The 12,600-nt window shown below is 35.1% G+C and carries 13 protein-coding genes and 1 other RNA gene; 6 read left to right on the top strand and 8 right to left on the bottom strand.

All coding sequences use genetic code 11. The features are described from left to right. Positions 1-101: 101 nt before the first annotated feature. Genes AC5LW9_RS11170 through AC5LW9_RS11145 form a run of 6 tightly spaced genes read left to right on the top strand, consistent with a single transcriptional unit; the run spans position 102 to position 5,741 of the window. Positions 102-2,192, top strand: coding sequence for a BglG family transcription antiterminator (locus AC5LW9_RS11170; RefSeq protein WP_493455908.1), 2,091 nt, complete (start codon positions 102-104; stop codon positions 2,190-2,192). Positions 2,193-2,218: 26 nt separating this feature from the next. Further along, positions 2,219-2,521, top strand: a complete 303-nt coding sequence (locus AC5LW9_RS11165) for a PTS sugar transporter subunit IIB (RefSeq protein WP_065738740.1) — start codon at positions 2,219-2,221, stop codon at positions 2,519-2,521. A gap of 21 nt (positions 2,522-2,542) precedes the next feature. Next, positions 2,543-3,832 (top strand): PTS sugar transporter subunit IIC, encoded by a 1,290-nt coding sequence (locus AC5LW9_RS11160; protein ID WP_493455907.1) that lies wholly within the window; start codon positions 2,543-2,545, stop codon positions 3,830-3,832. A gap of 14 nt (positions 3,833-3,846) precedes the next feature. Beyond that, complete coding sequence (locus AC5LW9_RS11155) at positions 3,847-4,251, top strand: tetratricopeptide repeat protein (protein WP_493455906.1); 405 nt, start codon at positions 3,847-3,849, stop codon at positions 4,249-4,251. A gap of 12 nt (positions 4,252-4,263) precedes the next feature. After that, on the top strand, positions 4,264-5,121 hold the full coding sequence (locus AC5LW9_RS11150; protein WP_493455905.1) for a class II fructose-bisphosphate aldolase: 858 nt from the start codon (positions 4,264-4,266) through the stop codon (positions 5,119-5,121). Between the two features lie 11 nt (positions 5,122-5,132). Continuing rightward, the gene (locus AC5LW9_RS11145; RefSeq protein ID WP_198235755.1) at positions 5,133-5,741 is read left to right on the top strand and encodes an AAA family ATPase; all 609 of its coding nucleotides are present in this window, start codon (positions 5,133-5,135) and stop codon (positions 5,739-5,741) included. A 174-nt stretch (positions 5,742-5,915) separates the two neighbouring features. Here AC5LW9_RS11145 and AC5LW9_RS11140 read toward each other — a convergent pair whose 3' ends face one another. The 8 genes from AC5LW9_RS11140 to epmA form a co-directional block, all read right to left on the bottom strand. After that, positions 5,916-6,461, bottom strand: coding sequence for a 5-formyltetrahydrofolate cyclo-ligase (locus tag AC5LW9_RS11140; protein WP_493455904.1), 546 nt, complete (start codon positions 6,459-6,461; stop codon positions 5,916-5,918). Positions 6,462-6,493: 32 nt separating this feature from the next. Beyond that, positions 6,494-6,675: non-coding RNA, 6S RNA (gene ssrS / locus AC5LW9_RS11135), on the bottom strand. A 65-nt stretch (positions 6,676-6,740) separates the two neighbouring features. Then, positions 6,741-7,025, bottom strand: a complete 285-nt coding sequence (gene zapA / locus AC5LW9_RS11130) for a cell division protein ZapA (protein ID WP_065738746.1) — start codon at positions 7,023-7,025, stop codon at positions 6,741-6,743. Between the two features lie 7 nt (positions 7,026-7,032). Then, on the bottom strand, positions 7,033-8,895 hold the full coding sequence (gene dxs / locus AC5LW9_RS11125; RefSeq protein ID WP_493456620.1) for a 1-deoxy-D-xylulose-5-phosphate synthase: 1,863 nt from the start codon (positions 8,893-8,895) through the stop codon (positions 7,033-7,035). A 15-nt stretch (positions 8,896-8,910) separates the two neighbouring features. After that, on the bottom strand, positions 8,911-9,780 hold the full coding sequence (ispA, locus tag AC5LW9_RS11120) for a (2E,6E)-farnesyl diphosphate synthase (protein WP_198227086.1): 870 nt from the start codon (positions 9,778-9,780) through the stop codon (positions 8,911-8,913). Continuing rightward, positions 9,773-10,018, bottom strand: a complete 246-nt coding sequence (xseB, locus tag AC5LW9_RS11115; protein ID WP_493455903.1) for an exodeoxyribonuclease VII small subunit — start codon at positions 10,016-10,018, stop codon at positions 9,773-9,775. Before xseB ends, ispA begins: the two co-directional genes overlap by 8 nt. A gap of 192 nt (positions 10,019-10,210) precedes the next feature. Further along, positions 10,211-11,557 (bottom strand): DNA recombination protein RmuC, encoded by a 1,347-nt coding sequence (rmuC, locus tag AC5LW9_RS11110; RefSeq protein WP_493455902.1) that lies wholly within the window; start codon positions 11,555-11,557, stop codon positions 10,211-10,213. A 2-nt stretch (positions 11,558-11,559) separates the two neighbouring features. Further along, positions 11,560-12,534, bottom strand: coding sequence for an elongation factor P--(R)-beta-lysine ligase (gene epmA, locus AC5LW9_RS11105; protein ID WP_216354605.1), 975 nt, complete (start codon positions 12,532-12,534; stop codon positions 11,560-11,562). Positions 12,535-12,600: the final 66 nt, after the last annotated feature.

The raw sequence follows: 12,600 nt of genomic DNA, 5'->3' as shown, positions 1-12,600 counted from the left end.
AATCTATAAATTTTGCAATTTATATTTGCAAAAATACCAACTAGGTAAGCAAATTTATCTCACTTATACTGCATTTAAGAAGTAAATAGGTGAATAAGTTTATGCGAACAAGAACCATTGAATTATTTAAGAAATTTATTTCCATCGACTATCCTTTAACTGTCGAAATGCTATCGGAAGATTTCCAAATTAGTGCACGAACGCTACGCAATGAAATTAATGAAATTAATGCTTTTTTGCAAAAAAGATGTTTACCCGAAATTTCAACGGTACGTAATAAAGGCTTTATCATTGATGCCACACAAGAACAAAAACAGCAAGTCCATAATGCGTTATTAGGGATATCTATTTCACCCATTTTAAGTAAGGATGAACGCCAATTTGATTTGTTGTTATCCATTGCTTTTTCTAGTTGCCCAACTATTTTATGTCATAAAGAAAATATCTATTTTGTTTCGAAAAGTGTATTAGATGAAGATATTCGTAAACTTAAAACGCGATTAAAAAAATATGATATTGAATTAACCAGCTTGCCCAAACAAGGAATGCAGCTCATAGGATTAGAGCGCTCTATTCGTTTAATGATGTATGAAGCAATTAACCAATTCTATGGTAATCTAGAATTGAATAAACCCTTACATGAACTGAATTTAATACAGCAATTACTCTTTAAGTATGTACCTCAAAATCTGATTATAAACCTATTAAAACTTGCCCATAAAACCATTAGTCAAATTCATGATGAAATCTATGTTCAACAAATTGTAATCTTTACTGCCATTTGGGTAATTCGCAATCAACATCAACATCATTTAACTATGGTTAGAGCCGATTTTAAACACCATGAATCGGGGCAAATCACCAAATTTATTCATTTAGTTTGCCAACATGAAAAGTTGCAAATCAATCGACAAGAACAACAATATATTATCTATATGCTTGAAGCATTCAACACTAAGGATATTAATAACTATGTCGAGTGGTTAAATGCACAGTTATTGGCAATTAAATTGGTGAATTATGTTGAAGAAAAAACACAAATTCCATTTTCAACCAAACAAGAACAACTTTATGAAAACCTTTGTAAACACTTAGCAGGATTGATTGCCAGAGTAAGTAATAATATCCACATTATTAATCCATTACTTGATAATATTAAACAAAATTACGATGAAATTTACACCGTAATTAAACGCTTTATACAAAGCCCTGAAGCAAATTTAAATCATAAAGTTTCTGACGATGAAATCGCCTTTTTAACAATTCATTTTTCTGCTTTTGCTAGTGCAATTAACCAAGATCGTAGCTATTTTTTTAAAGCAGTGGTTGTTTGTGATCATGGCATTGCGACTTCTAATTTATTAGCTGAAACACTCAAAGAGTTTTTTAATATTGATATTTTGGCCATTCTAGGTCGAAATAATTTTGATCTATTAGATCAGCTTGATTATGACTTAATTTTTTCTACATTTCCGTTACAGCATTCGGCTCATCCCGTATTGGTGTTAGAACCAATTTTGAAAGAAAAAAATCATCCCATTATCACCGATTTTCTAGCTAAACACCGATCTAACCAACGCATTGTCAAACATTTAGATGATGCCACTGATCTTTTTTACTCTCTTGTCAATTTAATTCAAGAAAGTGGTGGCGTTGTGTCTGCACCAATCTATAACCGGCTTGAGAAGTGTTTAGCGATTAATAATCTTAAAATCAATAAAAGGAAAATTCAGCCTATGTTGAAAGATATTTTGACTGATGATGACATCATATTACAGCAAGATTGCCGTGATTGGCGACAAGCTATCACTACTGCTGCTGAACCACTACTAAAAAAAAGTTTCATCTTACCATCCTATATCCAAGCCATGATTAGCTCGGTTGAACAATATGGTCCGTATATTGTGATAGGAAAGGATTTAGCATTAGCACATGCTCGACCAGAAGATGGCGTGAATCAATTAGGGGTGAGTGTGGTAACGATGCGTGAACCTGTGGATTTTGGTAACTCAGATATGGGGCCAGTAAAAATTATATTTTGTTTGGCAGCCATCGATTCTTTTTCTCATCTCAATATTATGCGTAGCTTAATTGAGTTGATTAATGATGAACAAAAACTTAAGCAACTCACCACGTGCCAATCGGTACAGGAATTTAAAACAATTTTATTTAATGAAACAAAATCGGCTTAAACAACTCAGTCGTAGGAGGATTGAAAATGAGTAATTTAACTATTTTATTTGTTTGTGGCGCAGGATTAGGCAGTAGTTTTGCTGCACAAATGGCTACCGAAGACGTGCTAAAAGCTAAAGGTATTGAAGCTAATTTAGATCATACTGATATTTCATCCGCTGCGGCGATGAATGCCGATATCATTATCACGGCTGAAAACTTTCGCCCACAGTTTGCCAAATTCAATATCAACGATAAAACCACCATCGTGTTTCTTAGAAATATTGTTTCCAAAGTTGAAATTGAGGAAAAGCTTTGCCCCGTTTTACAGCAAAAAGGACTGATTTAGTCGCGATAACAGGAGAATATTATGAATGTGATTAACTTTATTATCGACAATATTTTAACGCAGGCTTCAATAACCATTAGTTTAATCGCCATGCTTGGGCTTATTTTACAAAAAAAATCAGTCGGACAAATTATTTCAGGAACACTAAAAACCTTATTAGGCTTTCAGGTGTTAAATGCAGGTTCAAGCATTATTGTTGGTAGTTTGACTTATTTTGGTCAAATCTTTACCGCCGGTTTTGATATGCAGGGAATTATTCCATCCATTGAAGCCATAAATGGACAAGCCATGAATCAACTAGGTTTAGGGCGCGATATTGCACTGACCTTTTTGATGATCTTTATTTTCAATATTCTTATTGCTCGTTTGACTCGTTGGAAGTATATCTTTTTAACTGGACAGGCGATTTTGTGGATGGCGACCATGACGACCGTATTTGGTAGTGTAGCAGGTCTTTCTGGAATAGCTTTAATTTTAGTGGGAGGTTTGATTGGTGCTATTTTTGCAGTAATGATGCCAGCCATTGCGCAGCCAATTATTTATAAAGTTACTGGTTCAAATGATATTGCTCTTGGTCATTTTTGTACAATCGGTTATCTATTTGAAGCGGGTATTGCTTATGTAGTGGGTGAAAAAGGTGAGAACAAACGCTCAATTGAAGATATGAAATTGCCCAAGTCATTCGAATTCCTACAAGATACTTATCTATCTGTAATGGTGGTTATGGTACCACTTTATGTCATTACTGTACTGTTTGCGGGTGAACAATATGCCTCAACTTTATCAGGCTCACAAAACTATGTGATCTACGCGTTTACACAATCGATTATCTTTGTGGTAGGGATCTATGTATTGTTAGCAGGCGTGCGCTTATTGCTGGGTGAAATCGTGCCAGCGTTTAGAGGCATTGCCATGAAAGTGGTACCAAATGCCATTCCAGCGCTTGATTGTCCGGTGTTTTTTCCATATAGCCCAAATGCAGTAATTTTAGGTTTTATTACTACTTCAATTGGTACAGTGATTGCGATGTTAACACTGCCGTTCTTTGGTTTAGCGATGATCTTACCTGGCATGTTAACTAACTTTTTTGCAGGGGGAACCGCAGGCATATTTGGTAATGCGATTGGTGGGCGTCGTGGTGCTTTAATTGGCGGGATAGCACATGGCTTTTTTATTACCTTATTGCCTGCACTACTCGTTACTATTTTTACGCAAATGGGTTTTGTTAATGCTACAGCAACGGATGTGGACACAGTAACGGTCGCATTACTTTATGCGTGGGTGTTAGGTCCAATCTTGAAACACTTTTAACAAGGATAATTGCTATGTTTAGCTTCTTCAGAAAAAACAAACTAAAAGTCGAAGAACCCAAGACCGAAATAAAAGCCAGTTTAACATCAGAACAAATCGTTCAAATTGAGCAATCGATTCAGCAATTGCAACAACAAATTGCGAACAGTGATGATGCAAAACTTTTGGCTGTTTTATATGAAAAAACAGGAATGCTGTATTACCAATTAGAACGTATTGATTTAGCGATTGAGTATTTAGAAATCAGTTTACAACATAAAAAATCAATTGGAGAGGGTTATAAAATTTTAATGAGTTTATATAACTTAAAACGCGCCGAGGCTGCAACAAATGGGTCAATGGCTGATATCGATTTTTGGCTGAATAAAATGGATTCCATGCGTAATATCGCCAAACAAGTTACGATTCTACGAGATTAAAGGAAAATTATTATGTATACCAATTTAAAAGCTGTCACTTCATTAGCGCAAAAGCTTAATTTTACCGTAGGTGCATTTAATACACATAATTTAGAAATGTTACCCGATATGCTTCGAGCAGCCAAAGAAGTAGGTGCTCCCATTATTATCCAAACAAGTGTCGATACGGCACGTTATATTGGCTATAAAGTTTTGGTAAATGCAGTAAAAGCCATCGCAGATGAAGAGATAGTCGATGCTGTATTGCACTTAGATCATGCCAAAAATTTTGATGATATTAAACAAGCTATCGACAGCGGTTTTACCTCAGTCATGTTTGATGGTTCTTCACTGCCTTTTAAAGAAAACATATTAAAAACGCGCGCGGTTGTTGAATATGCCCATGCGCGTGGAGTATCAGTTGAAGGGGAGCTGGGCACCATAGGTGGTACAGAAGAGGGGATTAAGGTTGATGATAATGACAAAGTCTATACTAACCCTAAAGATGCGTTAGAATTTGTTAAAGCAACGGGTATTGATGCTCTAGCCGTTGCGATTGGCACTAATCATGGACAATTTAAATCAAAAACAGAAGTGAATATTCCGTTATTGAAAGAAATTTATTCCCTTGTCAATATTCCGTTGGTTATTCATGGTGGGACCGGTGTTAAAGAAGAAGATTATCCTGAATTGATTAATAATGGTATTCGCAAATTTAATGTAGGTACAGAATTATTAGTTAACTGGACACAAGTGGCCAAAGATAAGTTCGTACAAACTGAAGTAAATAAATCATTACGCCACAATATTATTCCTGCTAATCAGGCGGTAAAGGAAATTGTGAAGCATAAAATGAGTCTATTTCTTAATGTGAATGGTCGTGTTAACTGAGGTGCATTGATATGCAGAAATATTTAATTTTACTGGCAGGTTGTCCATGTACAGGCAAAACGTATCTAGTTAAACAATTGCAACAGCAATTTAAAGACAGCTTTGTATTAACACCCGATGAAGCTAAAGTTTTGTATGCCGAATCGATCGGTTTTAATTCTAAAGCTGAAAAAGAGGCATTAGAACACAAAGTCTGGCATTTTTATTATGGTGTGTTGCAACTGTATATGGATGCAGGTAAAAAGATTATTATTTCTGAATATCCTTTCAGTGATAAGCAAAAAAAGCAACTCAGTAAATTTGCTGATCACTATTATTATCAAGTGATTACAATTCGCTTAGTTGCTGACTTTGATATATTATGGCAACGTCGCTACCTGCGCGACCGCTCGCCAGAACGTCATTTGAGTCATATTATGCAACATTATCACTATGGCGATAAACTTGAAGATCGCAATTTAGCCGACGATTTAGTGACGAAAGAACAATTTTATCAAATCTGTCAAACCAGAAAGTATGATCAGTTTGCTTTAGGTCAAGTGATTGAAGTAGATGTAACCCAATATGCGAAGGTCAATTATTCAAGTTTATTAGATGAACTCAAACAAATTGTTAAATAACAACTCTTTTTAGGTAAAAATGCCGACTTACCTTTTCCTACTTGGTTTTGTCGGCATAGTTATTTTGTTTGCTTACTTACTTTTTATCATTTCAACAGCAAATCAATGATAAGAATTAAAAAAGTTTGCACAATAATGCTTAACCATACTGGGTTATTGCCATTATTGATAATATTAAGCGTAGATGATTTCTGGTAGTTTGACATCCCATGGTTGATTATCAATATGAGGTACTTTTTGGCAGGCAAACGCCAGACCGATAGGCAGAATTTGCTGGCTTTGGTAATTAGCTAACATACGATCATAATATCCTCCACCCATACCCATACGATAACCTCTTTCATCAAAAGCAACCAGTGGAGTAAAAATAATATCTAATTTTTGGAATGGTAATACATTTAGTACATTTAAAGCTGGTTGCAGTATATTATATTTGTTTTTAATTAAAGATGTTTGTGGGGTGTATTTTAAAAAGAGTAAATGCGAAGATGCAAATGGGTGTATAACAGGCAAATAGACAGATTTATTTTGTTGCCATAGATATTCTATAATCGGTTTCGTTTCCACTTCACCATCAAATGATAGAAATATTGCTATATTTTTTGCTAATTTTATACTTTGATGTTGGGTGATTTGTTGATAAATAGTATTTTGCGCATTAATGCGTTCGGTTAAGGGGAGTTGACGTCTTTTTTGACGTATATTCTGTCTAATATTCATCAGTTATCACTGTAGAAATAAAACAAGATAAAAGCACTCCAAGATGTCGTTTAGGGTCGTTACCCTTGAACCCAAGGTTCAAGGTGAACAACATGTTTCGATTTTTAGGTTTCCTTACAAGTAAGGCTTACACACCAATCAAAAGTCACATCATTCTAATATAAAGAGTATCGGCTCAGGGGACTAACCCACATCGCGAACATCCCAGAGATGCATATAATATTACAGAATTTAACAAATGATACAAGGAAGTTTTTATCAAATTTACAAATAAAAACGTTAATTGTTGGTATTCAAAGCAGAATCAAGCAATTGTTGTAGCATTTTTAGCCTATGGCTAAATTCGTTACTTTTTTCTTTTTCCTTTGTTAACTCGTAAGAAATATTGAGTGCTGCGGTCATGATAAGTTGCTCACTACCTATTTGTGGAGATTTTTCACGCAAATTAGATAAGCGCTCATCCAAATCTTTTGCGGCATTGGTTAGTGCGTCAACTTCATCAACCGGACAATTGAATTTTAATGTACGTCCAAAAATTTGAATAGTGACAGCTTGAGTTTCCATATTTAACCTATTTATTTATAAATTCATTAATTTTTTCTATAATATGTTCACAGTTTAATCCCATCTCATCTCTCATCTCATTTTGAGATCCTTGAGGAATAAACTTATCTGGTAATCCAATATTTAAAATATCACATTTTATTTTTTTAGATAATAAAAATTCACAGACGCCACTACCAGCACCGCCTTTAATACTATTTTCTTCTACAGTGACAAGTATATTATGAGTTTGGCTAATGTGCAAAAGGACTTTTTCATCTAATGGCTTAACAAAACGCATATCTATGACTGTAGCATTAATTTTTTTACCCGCCTGTAAAACTTCAGGTAGTAATGTGCCAAAATTGAGTAAAGCTATGTTTTCTCCTTCAATGCATAATTTTGATTCACCTATTGGTATGGGCGCTAATGGTTCTAATTGCACTCCAACACCTTCACCACGCGGATATCGCACTGCTACAGGACCATTATGTAAATAACCTGTATAGAGCATTTGTCGACACTCATTTTCATCACTAGGCGTCATTATGACAAAATTAGGTATGCAACGCATAAAACTTAAATCAAATGAGCCCTGATGCGTTTCACCGTCGGCACCAACAATACCTGCTCTATCTATAGCAAATAAGACAGGTAAGTTTTGAATGGCAACATCATGAATAACTTGGTCATAAGCACGTTGTAAAAAAGTTGAATAAATTGCTACGATTGGTTTTAAACCACTAATAGCAAAACCCGCAGCAAGTGTAACTGCGTGTTGTTCAGCGATGGCGACATCAAAAAATTGCTCTGGATAAAGATTGGCAAACTTGGTCATACCCGATCCTTCACTCATTGCAGGAGTGATAGCCATTAGTTGTTTATCATTTTGCGCCATTTCACACAACCAATCACCAAAAACTTGAGAATAGGTTGGTATAACTTTATTTGTCTCTGGCAATATTCCTTCTTTGGGATTAAATTTTGGTACACCATGCCATAAAGTTGGATTTTGTTCTGCTGGTGCGTAACCTTTGCCTTTCTGCGTAATAACATGAAGCAATTGAGGGCCTTTTAGTTGCCGAACTTTTTGTAAAGTGGTTACTAAACTTTCAACATCGTGCCCATCAATAGGACCAATATAATTAAAACCAAGTTCTTCAAATAAGATCGCTGGTGTCACTAAACCTTTTAAATGTTCTTCGGTTTTTTTAAATAATTCTTTTAAAGGTGGAATATTAGCAAGCACTCGTTTGCCACTTTCACGGAAAGAAGTGTATGTTTTACTTGAAAGAATCTGGGCTAAATGTTGGTTAAGTGCACCCGTATTTTCTGAAATTGACATGTCATTGTCGTTAACAATCACTAACATGTCGGGTTTAATATGCCCGGCATGATTCATTGCTTCAAATGCCATACCAGCGGTAAGTGCGCCATCCCCAATAATTGCCGCCACCTTTTGTCCAGATTGTTTTTTTTGCTCACTAATAGCAATACCTAAAGCGGCACTGATAGAAGTCGAAGAGTGGCCTGTAGTTAAAACATCATATTCGCTTTCATTGCGATGTGGGAATGGATGAAGTCCACCTTTTTGCCGGATTGTGAGCATTTGATCACGTCGGCCAGTTAAAATTTTATGTGGATAAGCTTGATGACCAACATCCCAAATAATTTTATCAAAAGGGGTATGATAAACATAATGCAGTGCTACTGTTAATTCAACCACACCCAGTCCTGATGCTAAATGTCCGCTAGATTGACTTACACAATTTAATAAAAATTGTCTTAACTCACGACAAATTTCAGGCAGCTGAGATTGAGGATAACATCGTAGATCCTCTGGAAAGTTAATTTTTTTTAATAAGGGATAATTATCCAAATTCATTTTTATCATTAAGTCATCGTGTTAACTATTTCGATTTATAATAAAACCAGCGAGATCTTGCAGTGGTTGGCTATTATAAGGTATTTGGTTGAGACTATCGATAGCTTGATCATATAACTGTTTTGTCATGTCTATAGCTGTTTGTAAGCCTAATAAAGCAGGATAGGTAGATTTCTCATGTATAATATCGGAGCCTTTAGGTTTGCCCATAATAGCTTGTTCACCAATGACATCTAAAATGTCATCCTGAATTTGAAAAGCGAGTCCAATTGCTTGAGCATAGCTATCGAGCAAGGAATAATAAGGCTTACTTATATCGCCACTGGCAAATGCACCTAATCGGACCGCCGCATTAATTAATGTTCCTGTCTTATAGTTGTGGATTTTTTGTAAATGTTCAAGGGTGATAGATTGGTGCTCTGCTTGCAAATCAAGTGACTGTCCTAAGCACATACCCGCTAATCCGCTAGCATTGGCAAGTTCTGCAATCATATTAATTTTAACTTGATTATCCAGATGTTGGCTTTCAGATAATATGCTAAACGCTAATGATTGTAATGCATCACCAGCAAGTATCGCTTCAGCGTGTCCATATTGGATATGACATGTCGGTTTTCCACGTCGTAAGTTATCATTATCCATAGCCGGTAAATCATCATGAATTAATGAATAAGTATGAATCATTTCAATTGCAGCCGCTGCTTCATCAAGTTTTGATAACGGACAATCAAACATTTGCCCAGTTAAATAGACCAGTATTGGACGGATTCGCTTACCGCCAGCTAGCAAGCTATAGTTCATAGCTTGTTGCAATTTAGAAGAAGGGAACTGAGCAATATATGTCGTTAAGAACGTATTGATTCGCTCTTGTAATGGTTTTAAATTATTCATTATTATCGGTTAAAAATTCAGATAGTTCTGCATCACTATTTTCAGATAATAATATCTGAATGCGTTGTTCCGCTTGTTGTAATTGCTTTTGACCTGATTTAGCTAATTTGACACCTTTTTCAAACTCATTCAATGCTTCGTCTAATGGTAAATCACCATTTTCTAATTGTGAAACAATGGTTTCAAGTTGTTTAAGTGTTTCTTCAAAACTAAGTTCAGTTACTTGTTTTTTAGCCATATTGTATTCCTTGTTGTACAAAATGAGTATACACGTATTTTCAGTAATGGTGAATTAAGATGTTTTATACTCAAACGTATGCATTACCTGAAACTTTTTGACAAAATTTAATAATGTAATTTCGACAATGTACTTTAAAAAACGTAAATTCAACAACGTTAATTTAATTGATTAGCCATCACAGTAAGATATTTAATCTTTATTTCGGTTAAGTTCATCTACAGATAATAATGCAATGTCTGGATTAATTGGTTTTTTAACTTCTACGCCTAATTCACGAAATCGCTCAATTTGACCAATAATATTACCGCGACCTTTGGAGAGCTTATTAAGAGAGTTTTGATAAGTTTGTTGAGCTTTATCAAGCGTGCTACCAAGGTTTTCCATGTCTTCAACAAAACCGCGGACTTTATCATACAATTTACTTGCTTTATCTGCAATTAGCTCTGCATTACGATTTTGGTGTTCATAACGCCATAAATTATGAATCGTACGTAAGGCAACCAAAAGAGTGGTTGGGCTGACAATCATAATGTTATTTTTGAGCGCATCATTAATCAAAGATGGATCACTATCAATAGCACATAAAAATGCTGGCTCTACAGGGATAAACATTAATATATAATCTAATGAATTAATGCCAATTAACTTATGATAATCTTTTTGACTAAGCTGCTTTAAATGGTTACGTACTGAAGTTAAATGATCGGATAATGCTTTGGTTTTTACAATTTCTTCATCATTATTGAAATAACGTTCATATGCTACTAGTGTCACTTTTGAATCAATAACCACATCACCTCCTTGAGGTAGATGTACAATGACGTCAGGTTGTAAACGTTGGTTATTTTCATTGGTTAAGTTGACCTGTGTATCATATTCATAACCTAATCTTAAACCCGAATTATCAAGTATTTGGCTAAGTATAAACTCTCCCCAATTTCCTTGAATTTTATTGTTACCTTTTAAAGCATTAGTGAGATTGGTTGCCTCTTTAGTCATTTGTTGATTCAGTTGCTGTAAATTGCGAATCTCATAAGTAAGCGTATGGCGTTCTTTTGCTTCCTCGCCAAAACTATCTTGCACTTGCTTTTTAAAGCTCTCCAATTGTTCTTTTAATGGTGATAATAAAAAATTAAGGCTTTGCTTATTTTGTTGTTCAATTTTTTTACCACTGTGCTCAAATATACGATTGGCTAAGTTTTCAAACTGAGTTGTAAGTCGTTGTTCACTTTGCTCAAGTATTGTCTGGCGTTCATGGGCTGCATTACGCGTTTCTTCTAAGCGTGTTTTTAGTTCACTAATAGTCGCAAATTGCGCGATATTTTGTTGTCGATACTGGTTTAACTCACTTTCAAGCTGATTTAATTCATTAGTTAATGTTTGATTCTCTTGTCTTATCTGAGAAAGTTGTAAATTAAATAATTGGTTTGAATTATTAATAACTAGGTGTGATTTAACTAATAAAATTAATAAAATCAATGACACTATTCCAAGAATAATCGCGACCCACTCAGTAAGACCAAAATTACTTATCATCACTAAGCCCTTTCAAAGGTAAATGAAATGACATCATCTAGTTTCTTTGAATCAAGCGCTAACATGATTAAGCGATCTAAACCTACTGCAACTCCAGCGCAGTCAGGTAGACCATTTTCCATTGCTGCTAATAGCTCAATATCGATTTCTTGTTGAGGAAGATTCAAATTGAGTCTATCTTGATTGTTTTGTTCAAAACGTAGTCTTTGTTCTTGTGGGTTTGTTAATTCTTTAAAACCATTAGCAAGTTCAACACCTTTGTAATAGAATTCAAAGCGCCCAGCAACGCGATGATCTTCACTGCTAATTGCAGCTAATGCTGCTTGTGAAGCAGGGAAGTTATATACGGCAATTGGTTTATCATGACCAATATGGGGTTCAACGCCAAAAGTAAATAAACATTGCAATAAACCATCTTTATCAAACTCTTCTGTTTTGATCCCGATATTGAGCTGATTAACTGCGTTAACTAACGTTGCTTGATCTGCTTCTAATGGATCAATATTAAGGTGACGTTGAAATGCTTTTTGATAAGAAACACGTTCCGCTGGTTCACAATCTAAAATTGTTTGTAATAGATCATCAACTTCATTAATCATTTGCATCATATCAAATTGAATACGATACCATTCAAGCATAGTAAATTCAGGATTATGAAAATCGCTGATTTCCTCATGATTGCGAAAACATTTACAGATCTGATAGATTGGACCACTTCCCGCTGCTAATAAACGCTTCATGTGGTATTCTGGACTGGTAATTAATGACATCTTTCGCCCAAGTTGTTCGTCGAATTCCCCCGGTCTAAAAAAGGTAGTAGAGAAAGAACTCAAATGCACATCAGTAACGGCATATTGGCTCAAGGTCGGCGTTTCGACTTCTAATATACAGCGATCAGTAAAAAATTGTCGTACTTGTGAAATAATTTTCGCGCGCTTAAGTAGGTTATTGATAGATGCGGAAGGTTGCCAAGTCATAAAAAATATCCATGGATTTTGATCAATTACTAAAAGAAGAAAAATAGGGCTTAAGCCCTATTTTTT

Source organism: Gilliamella sp. LMG 34360 (genome assembly GCF_984568995.1).
Note: the sequence above shows the minus strand (reverse complement) of the source record. Positions and strands in the feature narration are given on the sequence as shown.

Excerpts from the sequence above, each read along its gene's own strand:
- xseB (WP_493455903.1), bottom strand. The coding sequence starts at position 10,018 with ATGGCTAAAAAACAAGTAACTGAACTTAGTTTTGAAGAAACACTTAAA.
- AC5LW9_RS11145 (WP_198235755.1), top strand. The coding sequence starts at position 5,133 with ATGCAGAAATATTTAATTTTACTGGCAGGTTGTCCATGTACAGGCAAA.
- zapA (WP_065738746.1), bottom strand. The coding sequence starts at position 7,025 with ATGGAAACTCAAGCTGTCACTATTCAAATTTTTGGACGTACATTAAAA.
- AC5LW9_RS11165 (WP_065738740.1), top strand. The coding sequence starts at position 2,219 with ATGAGTAATTTAACTATTTTATTTGTTTGTGGCGCAGGATTAGGCAGT.
- AC5LW9_RS11160 (WP_493455907.1), top strand. The coding sequence starts at position 2,543 with ATGAATGTGATTAACTTTATTATCGACAATATTTTAACGCAGGCTTCA.
- AC5LW9_RS11155 (WP_493455906.1), top strand. The coding sequence starts at position 3,847 with ATGTTTAGCTTCTTCAGAAAAAACAAACTAAAAGTCGAAGAACCCAAG.
- AC5LW9_RS11150 (WP_493455905.1), top strand. The coding sequence starts at position 4,264 with ATGTATACCAATTTAAAAGCTGTCACTTCATTAGCGCAAAAGCTTAAT.
- epmA (WP_216354605.1), bottom strand. The coding sequence starts at position 12,534 with ATGACTTGGCAACCTTCCGCATCTATCAATAACCTACTTAAGCGCGCG.
- AC5LW9_RS11140 (WP_493455904.1), bottom strand. The coding sequence starts at position 6,461 with ATGAATATTAGACAGAATATACGTCAAAAAAGACGTCAACTCCCCTTA.
- rmuC (WP_493455902.1), bottom strand. The coding sequence starts at position 11,557 with ATGATAAGTAATTTTGGTCTTACTGAGTGGGTCGCGATTATTCTTGGA.
- AC5LW9_RS11170 (WP_493455908.1), top strand. The coding sequence starts at position 102 with ATGCGAACAAGAACCATTGAATTATTTAAGAAATTTATTTCCATCGAC.
- ispA (WP_198227086.1), bottom strand. The coding sequence starts at position 9,780 with ATGAATAATTTAAAACCATTACAAGAGCGAATCAATACGTTCTTAACG.